This window comes from Peribacillus simplex (genome assembly GCF_001542915.1).
In the GTDB taxonomy this organism is placed as follows: Bacteria; Bacillota; Bacilli; order Bacillales; family DSM-1321; genus Peribacillus; species Peribacillus simplex_B.
In genome coordinates this window covers 99,784-117,966 of the sequence record NZ_LNNH01000032.1, presented here as the reverse complement: position 1 = coordinate 117,966, position 18,183 = coordinate 99,784, and the positions used below count along the sequence as shown (strand labels likewise).

Annotated in this window: 18 protein-coding genes and 1 riboswitch; of the genes, 12 read left to right on the top strand and 6 right to left on the bottom strand. The window is 40.5% G+C overall.

Annotated features, from left to right (window positions below):
• The first annotated feature begins 3 nt into the window (after window positions 1–3).
• The 7 genes from AS888_RS16780 (at window position 4) to AS888_RS16755 (ending at window position 7,210) form a co-directional block, all read left to right on the top strand.
• A complete protein-coding gene (locus AS888_RS16780) occupies window positions 4–1,815 on the top strand; it encodes a polysaccharide biosynthesis protein (protein WP_061143298.1) in 1,812 nt (603 codons plus the stop codon).
• Window positions 1,816–1,933: 118 nt separating this feature from the next.
• A complete protein-coding gene (locus AS888_RS16775; protein WP_061143297.1) occupies window positions 1,934–2,518 on the top strand; it encodes a sugar transferase in 585 nt (194 codons plus the stop codon).
• A 91-nt stretch (window positions 2,519–2,609) separates the two neighbouring features.
• The gene (locus AS888_RS16770) at window positions 2,610–3,233 is read left to right on the top strand and encodes an acetyltransferase (protein WP_061143296.1); all 624 of its coding nucleotides are present in this window, start codon (window positions 2,610–2,612) and stop codon (window positions 3,231–3,233) included.
• Window positions 3,234–3,245: 12 nt separating this feature from the next.
• Window positions 3,246–4,406: a DegT/DnrJ/EryC1/StrS family aminotransferase gene (locus AS888_RS16765; RefSeq protein WP_061143295.1), complete on the top strand. Its 1,161-nt coding sequence runs from the start codon at window positions 3,246–3,248 to the stop codon at window positions 4,404–4,406.
• 91 nt (window positions 4,407–4,497) lie between these two features.
• Entirely contained in the window at window positions 4,498–4,671 is a 174-nt protein-coding gene (locus tag AS888_RS25885; RefSeq protein ID WP_155645531.1) for a hypothetical protein, read from the top strand.
• A gap of 91 nt (window positions 4,672–4,762) precedes the next feature.
• A complete protein-coding gene (locus AS888_RS16760; protein WP_061143294.1) occupies window positions 4,763–4,963 on the top strand; it encodes a hypothetical protein in 201 nt (66 codons plus the stop codon).
• A 696-nt stretch (window positions 4,964–5,659) separates the two neighbouring features.
• A complete protein-coding gene (locus tag AS888_RS16755; RefSeq protein WP_081092495.1) occupies window positions 5,660–7,210 on the top strand; it encodes a BglG family transcription antiterminator in 1,551 nt (516 codons plus the stop codon).
• Between the two features lie 528 nt (window positions 7,211–7,738).
• Here the strand turns inward: AS888_RS16755 and AS888_RS16750 are convergent.
• The 5 genes from AS888_RS16750 to AS888_RS25870 all read right to left on the bottom strand — a co-directional run bounded on the left by AS888_RS16750 (window position 7,739) and on the right by AS888_RS25870 (window position 10,966).
• Window positions 7,739–8,965, bottom strand: coding sequence for a CynX/NimT family MFS transporter (locus AS888_RS16750; RefSeq protein WP_061143292.1), 1,227 nt, complete (start codon window positions 8,963–8,965; stop codon window positions 7,739–7,741).
• A gap of 15 nt (window positions 8,966–8,980) precedes the next feature.
• Window positions 8,981–9,658 carry a FadR/GntR family transcriptional regulator gene (locus tag AS888_RS16745; RefSeq protein WP_061143291.1) on the bottom strand — a complete coding sequence of 226 codons (678 nt, stop codon included), beginning with the start codon at window positions 9,656–9,658 and terminating at the stop codon, window positions 8,981–8,983.
• A gap of 137 nt (window positions 9,659–9,795) precedes the next feature.
• On the bottom strand, window positions 9,796–9,957 hold the full coding sequence (locus tag AS888_RS25880; protein ID WP_155645530.1) for a hypothetical protein: 162 nt from the start codon (window positions 9,955–9,957) through the stop codon (window positions 9,796–9,798).
• A 266-nt stretch (window positions 9,958–10,223) separates the two neighbouring features.
• A complete protein-coding gene (locus tag AS888_RS25875) occupies window positions 10,224–10,394 on the bottom strand; it encodes a hypothetical protein (RefSeq protein WP_155645529.1) in 171 nt (56 codons plus the stop codon).
• Window positions 10,395–10,825: 431 nt separating this feature from the next.
• On the bottom strand, window positions 10,826–10,966 hold the full coding sequence (locus tag AS888_RS25870; protein ID WP_155645528.1) for a hypothetical protein: 141 nt from the start codon (window positions 10,964–10,966) through the stop codon (window positions 10,826–10,828).
• Window positions 10,967–11,123: 157 nt separating this feature from the next.
• Window positions 11,124–11,267, top strand: a riboswitch (cyclic di-AMP (ydaO/yuaA leader).
• A 141-nt stretch (window positions 11,268–11,408) separates the two neighbouring features.
• On the opposite strand from AS888_RS25870, the gene AS888_RS16740 reads away from it, so the two are divergent.
• From AS888_RS16740 to AS888_RS16720, 5 genes are all read left to right on the top strand, one after another.
• Window positions 11,409–13,235, top strand: coding sequence for an APC family permease (locus AS888_RS16740; RefSeq protein WP_061143290.1), 1,827 nt, complete (start codon window positions 11,409–11,411; stop codon window positions 13,233–13,235).
• Window positions 13,236–13,576: 341 nt separating this feature from the next.
• Window positions 13,577–14,431: a RhaT/GlcU family sugar-proton symporter gene (locus AS888_RS16735; protein WP_061143289.1), complete on the top strand. Its 855-nt coding sequence runs from the start codon at window positions 13,577–13,579 to the stop codon at window positions 14,429–14,431.
• Window positions 14,432–14,446: 15 nt separating this feature from the next.
• Window positions 14,447–15,232, top strand: a complete 786-nt coding sequence (locus AS888_RS16730) for an SDR family oxidoreductase (protein WP_061143288.1) — start codon at window positions 14,447–14,449, stop codon at window positions 15,230–15,232.
• Between the two features lie 300 nt (window positions 15,233–15,532).
• Entirely contained in the window at window positions 15,533–16,066 is a 534-nt protein-coding gene (locus AS888_RS16725; protein ID WP_061143287.1) for a hypothetical protein, read from the top strand.
• Between the two features lie 513 nt (window positions 16,067–16,579).
• Entirely contained in the window at window positions 16,580–17,368 is a 789-nt protein-coding gene (locus AS888_RS16720; RefSeq protein ID WP_061143286.1) for an LURP-one-related/scramblase family protein, read from the top strand.
• 266 nt (window positions 17,369–17,634) lie between these two features.
• Here AS888_RS16720 and AS888_RS16715 read toward each other — a convergent pair whose 3' ends face one another.
• Window positions 17,635–18,180, bottom strand: a complete 546-nt coding sequence (locus AS888_RS16715) for an NADPH-dependent FMN reductase (protein ID WP_061143285.1) — start codon at window positions 18,178–18,180, stop codon at window positions 17,635–17,637.
• Window positions 18,181–18,183 lie beyond the last annotated feature (3 nt).

Genomic DNA, 18,183 nt, shown 5'->3' with positions numbered 1-18,183 from the left:
GATTTGACATATTATAACCGGCTTATCACATTAGTCTTATTTGACGCGATGATTGTTGTGACAGCTGTCTTTTTAAGTTATTGGTTATTGAATCCACTTGATGAAATACCAGCATTCGCACTTATTGGTGGGCTAGTTTTGCTTTTGTTTCATTATTTCTATACGGCTTTTTTGAAACAGTATAAAAAGGCTTGGGAATACGTCACTGCCAGTGAAATGTTCCATTTGTTCAGGGCGATGGCATTTGCCCTGATCAGTACATCCATCTGCCAGCTGTACTTTACCCATTATCTTTATTTGAGGGAGCTTTTTATTACAGGGATCCTCTATATGGTCATGATCGGATACTCCCGCCTGGCATGGCGGGTATACTTTAATCCTAAAATCAAGCGGCCATCCGATAACAAACGAACCTTGATCGTCGGCGCTGGATCAGCAGGGACGATGATAACGAGCAGATTGTTGAAATCCAATCATATAAAATTAGTGCCAGTTGCATTTGTTGATGATGATAAAACGAAGCTGGGCTTGGAGATTTTCAATATACCAGTAGTGGCAACAACAAACGATATTTCACAAGTGGTGGAGGAATATAAGATTGAGCATATCGTCATTGCGATTCCTTCCTTGAAAAGAGAAGATATGAATACCATTTTGTCCGAATGCACGAAGACAACCGTAAAGACCCAAATCGTCCCAAGTCTTGAAGAAATCGTACATGGGAACGTTCCGATAAATGAATTGCAAGATATACAAATGGAGGATTTATTGGGGCGTTCTCCCGTTCAATTGGACGATAAAGGGATATTAGAAACGATCGTTGAAAGTACGATACTGGTAACAGGGGCAGGAGGTTCGATTGGATCGGAAATATGTCGGCAGATCATGAAATATAACCCAGCTAAAATCGTTTTGCTTGGACATGGTGAAAACAGCATTTATGCGATTGAGATGGAATTGCTGGAGATTTATGAAGACAAGATAGAGATTGTCACGGAAATTGCTGATATCCAGGACCGAAGGAGGATGTTTGAAGTAATGGACCACCATCGACCCAAGATCGTATATCATGCAGCTGCCCATAAACATGTCCCGCTTATGGAGTCCAATCCTAAAGAAGCGTTGAAAAATAACATCCTAGGTACGAGGAATGTAGCGGATGCAGCGGAAGGGAGTGGCGTGAACACTTTTGTCATGGTTTCGTCCGATAAGGCCGTGAATCCGACAAGCATCATGGGCGCTTCAAAATGTATAGCCGAGATGATGATTTCATACAAAAGTTCATCAAGTCATACAAAATTCGTAACGGTTCGATTTGGAAATGTTCTTGGCAGCAATGGCAGTGTCATTCCCCTTTTTAAAAAGCAAATAAAAAAGGGCGGACCTCTGACCGTCACACACCCAGAAATGGTACGTTATTTCATGACCATTCCAGAAGCTTCGAGATTGGTCATTCAGGCAGGGGTTTTGGCAAAAGGAGGAGAGGTATTTGTGCTGGATATGGGCGAACCGGTCAAAATCGTCGATTTCGCTAAGAAACTCATCCAACTTTCCGGTTACAAGGTTGAAGACATTGGGCTAACCTTTACAGGAATCCGGCCTGGGGAAAAATTATTTGAAGAACTGCTTGGAGCAGATGAAGTCTATGAAGAGCAGGTCTATCCGAAAATCCATATTGGGAAACCAAGGGATGTAAATTGGCATGCCATTCAGGATATTATCAGCACTTATGATGTCATGAGCGAAGAAACGTTAAAAGAAAGAATGCTGTGTTTGGCAAATAATAGGGTGGGCAATGAAATTCACGTATCGTAATGAATGCATGAACCCGAGAATGGACTTTCTATAAATAGAAGTAGGCTTACAGCAAGTAACCATTATGTATCCTATTAAACAATATCCTAGCTAGGCATGAAGAAATAGGGAGGAAAAAATGAAAAGGTCTTTCGAGTTATTGATATCTAGTCTGGCGATCCTTTCGTGTTCGCTGCCCATGCTGCTCATCTTCATCCTTATCCGCTTAAAATTGGGCTCACCCGTAATATTTAAGCAGCAGCGTCCAGGTCTTAATGGCATTCCATTTGATCTATATAAATTCAGGACGATGACAGATGAAAAGGACGAGGATGGGAATTTAATTTCCGACGAAAAGAGGTTGACTAATTTTGGCAGATTTCTTAGGAGACTAAGTTTGGACGAACTACCGCAATTAATAAATATCATCAAGGGAGATATCAGTTTTGTAGGGCCTAGGCCGCTATTGATGGAATATATCCCGTTATATACCCCAGAACAAGCAAAGAGGCATGATGTCCGTCCAGGAATGACAGGGTGGGCCCAAGTAAATGGCCGCAATGCGATATCATGGGAGAAAAAATTTGAGCTTGATGTTTGGTACGTCGAAAATCAATCCTTCTTGTTGGATATGAAAATCATATATCTTACTTTGATCAAGGTATGTAAACAAGAGGCCATTACGCAAGAGGGTCATGTCACGACCCGCAAGTTCGTTGGGTGAAAGGTTCATGCTAAAAACCAACCACGGGGTTCCTAAATGTTTTTCCGCTTAAGGAACCGCTAAACTTTAAAGATATGAGAAGTGATATGAATTGAAGAAAATCGTTATTATCGGAGCAGGAGGACATTCAAAAGTAGTCCAAGACATCATCCGAGCTCTGGATGGACATCGGCTCATGGCCATATTGGATGATGAATTTAAAGTGTTGAAAAAAAAGGGGGAACTGTATTTCGGTCCGATCTCAAGCTTCAAGGACTTGTTCATCCATTTTGAATGTAAGTTAATTATTGCAATAGGCAAGAACGATATAAGAATGAAACTCGTGAACGAACTGAATTTGGATCCAATGGATTACGAGACGGTCATTCACCCGACAGCTGTCATAGGTCAAGATGTCATGATTGGCAGTGGAACGGTCATCATGCCCAATGTCGTTTTGAATGCAGGGGCAAAAGTCGGGAACCAGGTTATCCTTAACACCTCCTCAGTCATAGAACATGATGCACATCTAAAGGATTTTGTTCATATAGCGCCAAATGCAACGGTTACGGGGGCTGTAAGGATAGGAACTGGAACCTTGTTAGGTGCGGGAGCCGCGGTGATACCAAGCATCAAGATCGGTGAATGGTGTACGGTTGGTGCCGGTTCGACTGTTATTGAAGACATGCAAGATGAATTAACTGCCGTGGGTTCACCAGCAAGGATCACTAACTAAGGAGGGGATGGAATGGTGCAAAAAAGAGTTTTTCTTTCACCGCCTCATATGAGTGGGAATGAGCAATATTATGTTGAACAAGCCTTCGAGACGAATTGGATTGCACCTCTAGGGCCGAACGTAAAGGCTTTGGAAGAAGGCTTTGCGCAATATGCCGGCACTAATGGGGCATTGGCGGTAAGCTCCGGTACCTCCGCAATCCATTTGGCCCTGAAAGTATTGGGAGTAAGCAGGGGAGATACCGTATTTTGTTCTTCCTTTACTTTCATAGCAAGTGCGAATCCCATTGTTTACCAAGGAGCGGAACCGGTCTTCATTGATTCTGAATTCGATACATGGAATATGTCTCCTCAAGCATTGGAAATAGCATTGGATACAGCCAAGAAGAAACGCAGGATTCCTAAAGCCGTCATTTTAGTCCATCTGTTTGGTCAAAGTGCAAAGGTGGAGGAAATTCAGAGCATTTGCAGGAAATATAAGGTTGCCTTGATCGAGGACGCAGCTGAATCGCTTGGAAGCACTTTTAAGGGAAAACAAACGGGATCGTTCGGTGATATGGGAATTTATTCGTTAAACGGAAATAAGATCATTACAGCATCTGGAGGTGGGATGCTCGTTTCTGATAATGAAGATTATTTGGATAAAGCACTTTTTCTATCCACTCAGGCGCGTGATCCGGCCATTCACTATGAACATAGCTCGGTAGGCTATAATTATCGCCTGAGTAACATATTAGCTGGAGTCGGCCGGGCCCAATTGGAAGTGTTGGACGATCGTGTCAGCGCACGAAGAGGAGTTTTTGATCGGTATCAAAAGTCATTGGGAGCTATACCAGGAATCGCATTCATGCCTGAGTTGAAGGATACGAGGGGGAACCGCTGGCTTACGGCAGTAATCATAGATGAAAAAGTTACCGGTACACGGCCGATTGATATCATCCATGCACTGGAAGCGGAAAATATAGAATCAAGACCGTTGTGGAAACCCTTGCACTTACAGCCTATCTTTAAAGGTTCAGCATTTTTCACCGCCGCGGACGATATCGGTGTTTCAAGCAGGTTATTTGAACAAGGTCTTTGCCTGCCATCCGGCTCCGCCATGACAAAAGAAGACCAGGATCGTATAGCGGCGATTGTAAAGGAAATTGCAGCACCATCCAAAATGACCCAATGAGATTTCGGACTAAGCCATATATCCAGATATAAAAGTACCGGAACAATCAGGAAAGAACCTTCCTTACCAAATAAAAGGAGGCATGCCGGATATGAGAATGACGTTTAAAAAGATTTATCGAGATATTGACAAATTGGTGTATCTTTCAAGTAAACAAAAGGGTTTATATGGAAGAGAGATAGAAAGTACAAGAAAAAGGTTAGTGGAAAATATAAAAGCGATAGAACTTCATTCCATTGTAGTAAATAATGAAGATTCCGCATGAATATTTTTAATCTTCCCCTTCCAAAAATGGAATTGAGCCTCATTTCATTTTTGGAAGGCTGTTTTATTCTGCAATAGAAACGAGGGCGCTTATGAAGATTGGTGATAAGGTGATCTATAAATCAAGACAATATAAAATTATTTACATCTATGGAAATGATTTAACAGCCGAGCTTCTTTCACTTGACGGTAAGCATGGAAAGTTCGAATTAGCCCCTATATCTCATTTGCAAAAGGTCGATCTGCAGTCTGTAAAGATTCTCCCTAAGAGATTGGTCCATTATGAATATTGATGGGCGTTGTATTTTCCAGTAAGAAAGCCATGGAGGTGAAACGCCGCTATGACCAGACTGTATGGGAGATAACCCTCCGCAGTCTTTTTCTTTCCGGAAATTCGAGAACTGATCACGCATCAGGAAAGTGTCATGATAAAGCGGTCTTTCCAACGATCATAAATGTGGCATATCCAGGAAGTTGCAGATGGAGTAGTGTTTTTTAGGGAAACTCCATCTGCGTTTTCTTTTATCATTTCTGCAAACCGGTGTTTTTATTTTGTGAAGACCGTAACTGTGTAAATAAGTGGAGACCTCAAAATAGTGATGCTAAAGTAATAGGCTTGTGTCTAAAATGAAATACATTGTTTCAATTTTGGAATACTAATGCTTGTTTGTTGTGTATTTCATTTTTTGAAAGATAAGATAACTATCTTCTTGATTACCTGCTCCTTTACTTGCTTATACTAGGCCATTATTGATGTAACAAGGAGATCTTTGTCCTATGAAGCGGGAACAATCCAATAGGATAATGTAAACTTAAGTGTTTTTTTTGAAATTTTAATGAACGGGTAAAGACTTGTCAAGTTTCAATATTTGAATTTCATGTGTTGCATATGAAACGACATCAGGTAGAAAATGTGATAAATTTGGGTTGTAAGTAGTGAGTATGTTAATTTTTTTTATGATGAAGGGAGTTTTGGTACTTAAGTACCTGTGTCGAAAGCTTGTTTAGTAGATATGAAAATTAGTAAAGTTAAAGGTGATAGTATGAATCGATTTAATGATCGTTATTCAGAACTTATGTATCATTTATTTTATGAAGATACCTGGTGCAGTTTAAACGAGCTCTCAAAAAAAACAGGTTATTCAAAAAGTACATTATGGAGGGATTTATTACATACTGGTTCAACACTTCCGCCAGAATGGAAAATTGAAAAAAATGAAGTTCAAGGTGTAAGACTAATTAAACCGAAAAACGGTACCATAGAAGAGCTTTGGTTTCATCTTAAAAGTGAAAATACCTATTTTCAAACCTTGGAATTAATTCTTCTTAATAATGGAGTGACCATAAATTACATTACACAACATGTTCATATCAGCCGTTCCACAGTGTACAGGCAGCTTGAGAAGATAGAAGAAGTAGTGAAAAGTGCCGGAGTTCAATTAACTTATAGTCCGTATAAAATCGTTGGTGATGAAAAAAAGATCAGGCGCTTCATTATGCAGTATGTTGAGTATATGTCAGGGAACTTAAATGAATTCATTACATCCTTCGATCTTAAAGAGTTTCAAGAACAAGTATTGAAGCTTTTGAAGGAGCATAGGACCTCCTTACATATGGGGGCAATCCAAAGATTGGCGATAATCCTTCATATCTCTAACATTCGCATAGCCCATAGTTGCTTTGTAACCATCCCGCAAGCGGTTATCGATGAAAACGAAGGATCGAGAGTGTTTGAAATATCAAAGAAATTATTCAACTTCATGGAAAAAATCCCGAATAGGGAGACACAAATTCAAGAAATATTCTTTTTTTCTTTATATTTAATGAGTGAAGAAATGTCTTTAAATCGTACACAGGAACTCCGGTACATACGTTCCAAGCTTAATTCGGACAGTGGCAGGCCTTTAAATCATTTTCTTGATAATTTATCAAAAGAAATTGGCTTGGATGTTTCCCAGGACGACATCTTCATGTACCAATTTGCGCAAACACTTCGCGGAATCACTTTTGATTTGATATTAAAGACAGATACGAGAATAAATAATATCTTGCAATTCGTTCCGTATTTCGAAAAAAACCCTCTATTTGGGATGATTGGAAAAATAGCAGAAGATATTTCGAGAAAGTTCTCTATATATTTTGAAGATATCGAAATTTTGGAAATATTCATGTTGGTCCAAGCTTCTATATTAAGGAAAAAAAATCAGATGGTTATCGAAGCGGCTTTAGTTTGCCGTTCATATGTCGAGAAAGATTATATTCGTGAAGTCTTAAAACATCATTTTGGAAACCGGCTGAATATCTATGTAATGGACTTTTCTGATATAGATTCACTATTTAGAAAAAATGGATTCGATATATTAATAACTACTGACTTAGGGCAATTGATTAATATAGAGCACATTCCAATATACAAAGTGTCATCATTTCCAACACCTTCCGAATTAAAAGAAATCAAGATATTTACCAGAAAGAATTTTATTGATAGGTATGGTTTAAACCCCAATATCTTATACCCTTTTGAAGATGACATTGTTTGACCTAGTGAAATTTTTTCATGTTTGAATCGGTCCGTTCCCAAACGTGATTCAAAAAAATCAAGCATGATGCCTTACCTCGTTAACGCAATGAGCCAAGATCTTCTACTTTCTGCCTCTAAATATGAAAAGTTTATAAATTACAGTATGCTACGAATAGACTACCTCGTCAGTTCATTCAGATCATTACTTTGTTCACTCAAGATGGTTAATGAGTCATCTTGCTTTGCTGACAGAAGTTTTAAGGCGAATACAATCCACCATAAATTCATGGCCATTTAGAGGATGCCTGTAGCTACTTCCTAACACAAAACACAAAATCAAAATCACAAACGAAAATTGCTGACTTTCTGGTACTCTTTCAGGATACTACTTTGGTAGCTGAAAAAATGAATGATCGAGCTAGAGGTGTGCCCCTACAGGAACACGGCCATCCTTCAGTTTAGTTTTGGTGGAAAGCATCTTGCCACAGTGAATACCAAACTAAAGAAAATGATCCCAATATTATACTGGGATCATTTTTTCATGTAGTTAATGAGCTGTTACATATTCATTTTTCCCTGCACGCATTCCAACGATGAAAATTAGGGCAGATATGATCACTAGCATTAATAATGGAATGGTCCAGCTATGTGTCATGTCATGCAGCCAGCCGAATAACACGGGTCCAACGGCAGCTAGGAGGTACCCGAATGATTGGGCCATACCTGACAATTCCGTCGCTTCATGGGTACTTCGTGTGCGCAGACTAAAAAACATCATCGATAAGCTGAATATGGTTCCGACTCCAATCCCAATCAGCATCATGCATACCGGGATCAATAGCTCGCTTCCATATAGGATGCCGAAAATCCCCACAACAAGGAAGACGGCAGGCGGGACCACCAATATACGCTGGCTCTGGAGACGCCCGGCTAAAATCGGCACAATGAAGGTGATGGGAATGACGGCAAGCTGCATGATGGATAGCATCCAGCCGGCTTCATCGGCGTTAAGCCCTTTTTGCTCGAGGATTTCAGGCATCCAGGTTATGACTGTATAGAAGATGAAGGATTGTAAGCCCATGAAAAACGTAATTTGCCATGCTAACCCTGAACGCCACAGATTCGTGTTTTTTTGTTTGTTAACGGTTTGTACGTTTCTTTCCCCTTTAAATGGCCGTCTTAATTGCGGCATCCAGAAGAAAATGGTGATGAGCGATAGGATGCCCCAGCATCCGAGGGCACCAGCCCAACCCATGCTCGATGAAGATGCAATGGGGATACTGATGCCGGATGCCATGGCCCCGCATAAATTCATGGAAACGGCATAAACTCCGGTCATCAAACCGATATTTCTTGCAAAGTTATGCTTGATCAGGCTAGGTAACAAAACATTGCCAATTGCGATGGCAAGCCCGATTAAAATCGTTCCGATGAACAATGTCGGGACACCGCCAAGTGAGCGTATTGCAATTCCGACCGTTAATAATATCAAAGATGCAAATAAGGTGAGCTCCATCCCGAAACGCCGGGCTATCCTAGGTGCAAATGGAGATAATAAAGCGAAAGAGAGCAAAGGCAAAGTCGTTAAAGAACCAGATAGTGCATTGGTGATTCCCAATGCATCGCGGATCGATGTTACAAGGGGACCGACTGATGTAAGGGGAGCCCTTAGATTGGCTGCGAGTAGGATAATTCCGATGATGAGCAGTCCAAGTTTGGTATTACTATTCAGTTTGTTTTGTTCTAGCTGATTTACCGCTTGTTGCATGGCCATAATATTCCTCCGTACTTAGTCTATGAATTTTTTGAAATGTGCAATGTATCCATTCACCGAATCGATTGCCCGCTCCACATCCTGGTCGATGATGGCTTCAACTAGATTGCAATGGATGCTTAAGTGTAAATTCGCATCAGGACTCATCCCAGCGATTTGATGGATCGAATCATGCAAGGAATCCTCCATATGTTCGTACAAGTCAATCAATAAGCCATTATGTGAGGAAGCCATGATCGTTTTATGCAACTGTATATCCGCTTCCTCATATGCCTTGAGGTCTTTGGCTTCTGCCGCTTTGCTGCAGGCTGTTATGTGCAGCCGTAATTTTTCGATATCTTCTTGATCGCGTCTAGCAGCGGCCAATTGGGCTCCTTGCCTTTCAAGGGCATGACGCACCTCTAACGTTTCAAATAAACTTGATCGTTGGATCCTTCTTTGAAATGCGGCGCCCAAGGCACTTGCTGATTTGACGAATGTTCCTTTTCCTTGTTGCGTGATTAAAAGTCCTGCATAAACAAGAGATCGTATCGCTTCTCTTAATGTATTTCTGCTTACATCGAATTGTTTGATCAAATCCATTTCAGGCGGAATCTGACTTCCAATCTCCCATTCGCCGGATTCGATTAATGTCTCGATTTGGGAAACGACCTGTTCGACAAGTGATAAACGATTTGCTTTGGATATGGACAACAAATACACCTCAAATTTGTAGGATGATTGGTTCATTGGATATTTTAACATATGTATGGTGAAAATATAATAAAAAGATAAGGTTATCAGGAAAAATCCATCGGAAAATTCAATTTTTGGGGATAAGTGGATAATATTTAGAAGCCCTGAATTTCATTCAGGGCTTCTAAATAGGCTATCACGACACTTGGACCGGCCATATTCAATGAATCGGAACTTCCCTTGAAGATCCCTGTTCCAATCAGTCCGACCAAGGCCATAAACTGGACATGCCTTGGCAAATGATGCGTCTTTTCCATTTGATAAAGGCCCTTCCATTGTTATGTATACAAACCAATCTTTTTTAATTGAACGCTTTAAGTGCTAAAAAACTATATTAATATATCATGATTCGTAAAAAAGTAAATTTATTCCACTCAGGCAACTTTATTATGTGGAATTCTTATCTGTAATTAAACATCTTTTGATGGGACGCGTGTGTATGCTGAATAATAAAAACCGGCCTTTAATAGGTCGGTTCAGATCGTATCTATGAAGAATGATGGGGGCAGTTAATGCCATGAGATCATTCAAACTTATCTATAGGAGCGGAAAGCGACTGTCTGTTTTCAGTTTCTTGCACAGTCTCAACATCCTTTTGAAATTCTAAAAATCCGGTGTATACTTGCGCGGCCATCCCTAGATATGGCAATTCTGTGTGAATGATACCCATTCTGGGTGAATGATGCATATACATTTTTCATCCCTCCTTTTGAAATTAAGATAACCCTAAAAGTAAGGACGTCAATAAGTCTTCCCATTGGGTTTCATCAACCCAAACATTAAGCCCCAGGGACGGAAGGAGTGAAAAAGTGGACTAAGGTATGCGCTTGATGGGAATTTGGCGGGGAAATGACGATACGCTGGCTGGTCTTCTAAGGCTAAACGCACCTATATGGCCATGAAATGGAAAAAACATGCTTCCCTTAAACAAGGTTTAGGATCGCGTAGTATTATCCTTGCTGCTTTTGGTGATGACTACTTTATCATTCTATGAGGATAAGCTAAAACGGTTTGGACGAGTCGTCAAAGAAAGGCAGGGCAGCCAAAAAAACTCCGGTTGAATTTACCGGAGTTTTTTTATAGCGCTATGGATAAGTACGAAACATCCAGTAGGATAGGGGAAATTCAGCTTCTTTCTTCATCGTCCGGATGCTGGAGGTGATGCTTATTTTCATTTAGGGGCCCGCCAAATTGTTCATTGATTTCTTTAACCACTTCATCTAAAAATTCATCCGATAGGATCGGTTTCATTGTATTTTTAGCCATACGAATCACGGTCATCCTTTCTGGATTTGCTGGGCTTGGATCTCGTAGGAAGCATAGATTATCAACATAACCTTAGTTGCAAAAAAATATTCTTTTTACAAGGAAAATTTTCATTTACTTTTCCAGTTCACGGGAGTATGATAATCAACAGTTTCATATTTCTAAATCGCTTAAACCATTTGGTGCGGGGGACCCGTTATAGGGATTATTGTATAATCCAAGGGGTGAATCCTTCCAAGGTAGGGCTACTCTTAGGTCCGAATCCGACAGCTAACCTCGTAAGCGTTATATGAGAAGGAAGGTGGAGCTTGTTAGACAAAAAAATTGATGTCTGCAGGTCTATTTAGTTATGACTTGCAGGCATTTTTATTTTTTGTCTGTTTTTTTGCTTTAGCAGGGTAACCTAAACTTATTACTAAAAAACATGGCGGGTGAATTTTTGATGTTATCATCAATAAAGAGGTTCTTGATAGGAAGACCCTTAAAATCAAATGCACTGGGTGATCAAAAGCTTAACAAAACAAAAGCGTTGGCCATTCTATCTTCTGATGCTCTGTCCTCAGTCGCATATGGTCCGGAACAAATATTGATCGTCTTGATCACGGTTGGTGCTGCGGCATTTTGGTATTCCATACCGATTGCCATCGGGGTCTTGATCCTGTTAACGGCGCTTATCTTGTCCTATAGGCAAATCATTTTTGCTTACCCGCATGGCGGAGGCGCCTATGTCGTTTCAAAAAACAATTTGGGCATAAATCCAGGGCTGATCGCTGGCGGATCCTTATTGGTGGATTATATATTGACGGTGGCCGTGAGCGTTTCTGCAGGCACGGATGCCATCACGTCCGCTTTTCCCAGCCTGCATGCTTATAATGTCGGCATTGCCATCATTTTTGTGATCCTGCTTACCATCCTTAACTTAAGAGGGGTGACAGAGTCGGCTTCCGTATTGGCCTATCCTGTCTATCTGTTCGTTTTAGCATTATTCATCCTGATTGGGGTGGGACTATACAAAATCCTGACGGGGGATGTCTCACCTGAATTGCATGCTTCGATCGGAACCCCAGTCGCGGGCATCAGTTTATTCATCCTGCTGAGGGCATTTGCATCAGGCAGCTCCGCCTTGACCGGCGTCGAAGCGATTTCCAATGCAATCCCCAACTTTAAAGATCCAGCACCGAATAATGCAGCCAAAACCTTAATAGCGATGGGCTCGTTACTAGCTGTCTTATTTACGGGGATTGTATTTTTGGCCTATTATTTAAGCATTGTTCCAAGCGCAGAAGTAACGGTGGTATCCCAAATCGCCGAAGAAATATTTGGACGGAATTTCATGTATTTCTTCATTCAAGGCACGACGGCATTGATCCTGATTCTTGCTGCCAATACGGGGTATTCCGCTTTCCCGTTGCTAGCGGTCAATTTAGCCAAGGATAAGTTCATTCCAAGGATGTTTACGATAAGGGGAGACCGCCTAGGTTATTCCAATGGAATTATCATCCTTGGACTTGCATCGATTATCCTGATCGTCGCTTTTGGAGGGCATACCGAGAATCTCATTCCCCTTTATGCAGTAGGTGTTTTCATTCCATTCACCTTGTCGCAGTCAGGGATGATGGTTAAATGGATCCGGGAAAAGCCAAAAGGCTGGATCGTGAAGTTAACGATTAATTCCATTGGGGCAATGATTAGCTTTATTGTCACGATCATTTTCTTTTTAACAAAATTCGTTCATGTATGGCCTGTTTTGATCTTCCTGCCGATCATCATTTTCATGTTCCATCGCATAAGGAGACATTATGATGCGGTAGGCGATCAATTGCGCATCACTACCTGTGAGCAGACCCTGCCCATCCAAGGAAATGTTATCATCGTTCCTGTTGCCGGTATCACTCATGTAGTTGAGAATTCCTTGAATTATGCCAAGTCCCTTTCGGCAGATCAAATCATTGCCGTATACATCTCCTTTGAAAGGGAAGATGAAAAGAAATTCGAAGAAAAATGGAAGAAATGGCAGCCTGATATCAGGCTTGTCACGCTTCATTCCTACTACCGGAGCATCATTCAGCCCTTGACTAAATTTGTGGATACGGTTGAGCATAAGGCCAGTGAATCCAATTATCAAGTAACCGTGATCATCCCCCAATTCATTCCGAAGAAGGGCTGGCACAACATTCTCCATAACCAATCTAGTTTACTGATTCGTGCGTATTTACTTTATAGAAGGAATGTAGTGGTTACGACCGTTCCGTATCATTTGAAGAAATAATTGTCATATCATGATAGAAGCAACCCAACTCAGGGTTGCTTCTTACTTTTTGTCTGCAGTTTTTTTTTGCACTTCATTCAAAAAAATAAAAACTGCCCTTATAAACAGTTATTTCTCCGAAAAACAGAGATATATCAATGAAAACTGCATTTATATCTCCGAAAATAGAGATATATCAATGAAAACTGCACTTATATCTCCGAAAAAGATATCGATCCCTATCGATTAATGACCAAACTAAAAATTACCAAGGCTCAATTCACGGAGTGAGAACATATTAAGTAAAAGACTAAGTGAAATTTTCCTGCTTTAGTTTGGACATACATATATGGGGGTTGAAGATGGATATAGTATTAGCGCTCTTGCCGGCAGTGTTTTGGGGAAGCATCGTTTTATTTAATGTGAAGCTGGGAGGCGGACCTTATAGTCAGACACTGGGAACAACGATCGGGGCCTTGATATTCTCAATCGGCGTTTATATTTTTGCCGATATCAAGCTTTCCCTTTTGGTATTTGGCGTCGGCGTCGTGTCTGGTCTGTTTTGGGCGGTTGGACAAGCCAATCAGCTAAAGAGCATCGATTTAATGGGGGTCTCCAAAACGATGCCGATATCAACTGGGTTGCAGCTCATTTCGACCACGTTATTCGGGGTCATCGTTTTCCATGAGTGGTCGACGATGAAGGCGGTCATTTTAGGCGTTTTGGCACTAGTTTTCATCATTATCGGAATTGTCCTGACCTCTTTGGAAGATAAAGAATCAAAAGAGGGGAAATCGGGAAACTTGAAAAAAGGAATCATGATTCTCCTCATCTCCACCTTCGGTTACTTGGTTTATGTGGTCGTGGCCCGGCTCTTTGATGTAGATGGCTGGTCAGCACTATTCCCTCAAGCGATAGGGATGGTGATAGGTGGACTATTATTGACGTTTAAACATAAACCGTTTAACAAATATGCCATTCGAAATATCATTCCCGGATTGATATGGGCTGCTGGAAACATGTTTTTATTCATTTCCCAGCCTCGAGTGGGAGTCGCTACAAGTTTTTCGCTGTCACAAATGGGCATTGTCATCTCGACGCTAGGCGGAATCATCATATTGCGCGAGAAGAAAACGAAACACCAACTAATTGGAATCGTTATCGGAATAATATTGATCATCATAGCAGGGGTCATGCTTGGATTGGCAAAAAGTTAATTGGAGGGTGATGGAATGTATAAGGATTTAGAAGGCAAGGTCGTTGTGATAACAGGCTCGTCAACTGGTTTGGGGAAAGCGATGGCCATTCGCTTTGCTCAGGAAAAGGCAAAGGTCGTGGTTAATTATCGCTCGAAACCGGAGGAAGCGGATAGTGTATTGGAAGAAATAAAAGCAGACGGCGGGGAAGCGATAGCAGTGAAAGGGGATGTCACCGTTGAAGGTGATGTAATTAATCTTGTTGAATCAGCAGTAAAGAAGTTCGGAAAGCTTGATGTATTCATCAATAATGCAGGAATAGAAAATCCCGTTCCATCTCATGAGATGCCGTTAAGCGATTGGAATAGGGTGATAAACACCAATCTGACCGGCAACTTCCTCGGCTGCCGTGAAGCAATCAAATATTATGTCGAGAATGATGTAAAAGGCAATGTGATAAACATGTCCAGTGTACATGAAATGATTCCATGGCCTCTATTCGTTCACTATGCAGCAAGCAAGGGAGGCGTAAAATTGCTTACGGAAACCTTGGCCCTTGAATATGCGCCAAAAGGAATTCGGGTCAACAGCATAGGTCCAGGTGCCATCGCCACGCCAATAAATGCAGAAAAACTGGAAGATCCCGAAAAGAAAAAAGACCTCGAAAGTATGATTCCGATGGGGTACATCGGAAAGCCAGAGGAAATTGCCGCTGTTGCTGTATGGCTGGCTTCCTCCGAATCCAGTTATGTAACGGGCATCACGTTGTTCGCCGATGGCGGGATGACAAAATATCCTTCGTTCCAAGCTGGAAGAGGATAAAACAAGCGCCAACAGCAAATACTCAACAGATGGTTTCGGAATGATACCTATTCCGGAACCTTTTTATCCTTCAATATTCTTGAAAGCGCCTTGCATACGTTGGAATTTCTAATTTATAAAAGGTACGTGAGCTTCAATGCTCAAAGGAGAGTATCCGTGCAAGCCTTTAGCTTTCCAGAACTCTTTTTACTTGTTAAATAAAGTTAATATTAAATTACAAATTTATTAATCTTCTATTAATAGAATGTTAATGATTACCATATAAACTAAATATTGAATATAGATAGGGAGGAAATAAAAATGAAAAAAATATTCGTAGCTTTACCAGTCATGACCATGTTAGTATCGGGGTTTACTTACAGCACCACAGATGCAAGGAGTGCAGTAGGCCATCTAACAGATAATCCAGAATCCAATCTCACTTCAGAAGTAAAACCGGAAGAGGAACCAAAACAGGAAGAAGTAGTTAAAAACAATAATGGGAGTGCAGTAGGCCATCTGCCAAGTAATCCAGAATCAAATACCACTTCAGAAGTTAAACCGGAAGAGGAACCAAAACAGGAAGAAGTAGTTGAAGATAAAGTAACTGTTAATAACCTTAAAGCTGGAAATAACGTCACAATTGAAGGTAATACAATGGAGATGGCCCCCTATTATGAAATATATGTAAATGAAAAGCCGGTTATATTTACTGTAAAAGATAAAGTTAACCCTAAAGTATATTCAACAAAAGTTTCAAATTTAAATAAAGGAGATATTGTAACAGTTTATGCCAGTTATATGGATGCAACTAGCCGGTACGTCCATGGTTCTGTTACAACTATAGTGCAATAAGTTACTAAAACACCCAAAAACATGGAACCTCATCTAGTGATGTTTTTCTTTGGGCAAGAGTTTTGCATTACGCATAAGAAGAAATAAAGTGGGAGGCAATTAAGAATGAAAAAAGATAGGAACCAAGTACTATTTTGATAAAAGCTTAATTGGAATCCAAAAAAGTACCGGGAGATCCAAAGGAGTTGGAGCCGAAGGTGGTTGTAAAGGTAGTAGAAAGAAGCTATTGAGCTGGGTAAACCAGAAGGATTGATGCTTCACAGTGATCAAGGATCAGTTTATATTTCGTATGCTTTATTAGAACTTAGCTCAAGAAGCAGGGCATCGAATCCTTTCATTCGTCTTCCTCTCTAAAGCCTTCGGAAGGAGTCAACGCTCAAAGGAAAGTATCATTGCAAGCTTTCAACTTTCCGGAACTCTTTTAACTTGTTAAATAAAGTTCATGATAAATGACAAGATTATTAATGATTACCATATAAACTAAATATTGAATATGAATAAGGGGGAATTAAAATGAAAAAAATATTCGTAGCTTTACCAGTAGTGACCATGTTAGTATCGGGGTTTGCTTACAGCACCGCAGATGCAAGGAGTGCAGTAGGATACCTGCCAAATGATCCAGATTCAAATCCCACTTCAGGAATTAAACCGGAAGAGAAACCAAAACAGGAGGAAGTGGCTGAGAACAATAACGGAAGTGCAATAGGCCATCTGCCAGATGATCCAGACTCAAATCCCACTCCTGAATCTAGTCCTTCAGTCCATAGTAAAATTACTATTCTAGAAGCATATGCAGGAGAAAATACAATAAAAGTTGAACATCCAGCGGAAGATCTAACTCTCAACTTTTACCGTAATGACAAATATGAAGGATCAGCTAATATCTATTATTTCTATTATAAAGCTTGGGGTAATAGAGCAAGTTTCACTTATCCAGGCGAAGGATTAAAGCCAGGCGATATTTTGCGAGTGGATACAAAAGATTCGTCCGGCCAAGTAACTAAAGGAAAAGAATTCAGTGTAAGTGATATGAGTAGACCTGAAGATAAAGTAACTGTTAATAACCTTAAAGCTGGAAACAGCGTCACCATTGAAGGTGAAACAATGGAGATAGCCTCGACTTATGACATATATGTAAATGGGAAGTGGGTTACTACCGTCAAAAAAAATAAATACTCCCCATATGTATATTCAGTACAAGTTCCAAATTTAAATAAAGGGGATATTGTCACAGTTTTAGCCAAAGATATTAGTGAATCCGGCCAATATACTCATGGTTCTGTCACAACAACCGTGCAATAAGTTACCAAAAATACTAAAAACATAGAACTCTTCAGACAAAATTAATACTGGAAAATTTAATGTAGGCAAACTTGAACTGGCCCGTAAATGTTAGACTTTTACCTAACGTTTACGGGGTGTTTTTTATGGCTAATTTTACAGCCGAAGAGTACATTATTCTAGAGTAGTGCAAAATTGTATACTCATTGCGCATTCAGGCAAAGGTAAACGAACTGTCCCCAATATATGGGGCACAGGTCGTTTTGGTATTTTTTCTAAGTAATTCCTCAACGAGTATGATGATTATACCAGTCTATGAAGTTATCTACGACGGTATCGATGAATTGGACAGTCGATTCGTGTGTAAGGCTTCCGTCACTGTCGATCTTATCATGCACGGCTCCTACATACACTTCATTTCCTGGTAGGAGTGGTGAGGAGATACCTAGTGCGAATAAGATATCACGTAAATGCAGTTGGGCTTTAACCGTTCCTAGCTGCCCCATTGACGCACCCATGATCCATGATGGTTTGCCAATCAAGACTTTATCCACACGTGATAACCAATCGATGGCATTGCCCAATACGCCGGGAATCGTCCCATTGTATTCAGGTGTTACCCAAAGAACTGCGTCTGCATCGGCCACTTTGCCTTTGAACTCTTTCACGACGGCAGGAGGATCGTTTTCAATATCTTGATCATAAAAAGGCAAATCACGAATGTTTAAGATTTCGAGATCGAACCGATCTTGATATCTTGTTTGAATATATTTGGCAAGCTTTAGGTTATAAGACTCTTTACGAATGCTTCCCACTATTGCGACAACTTTCATCTA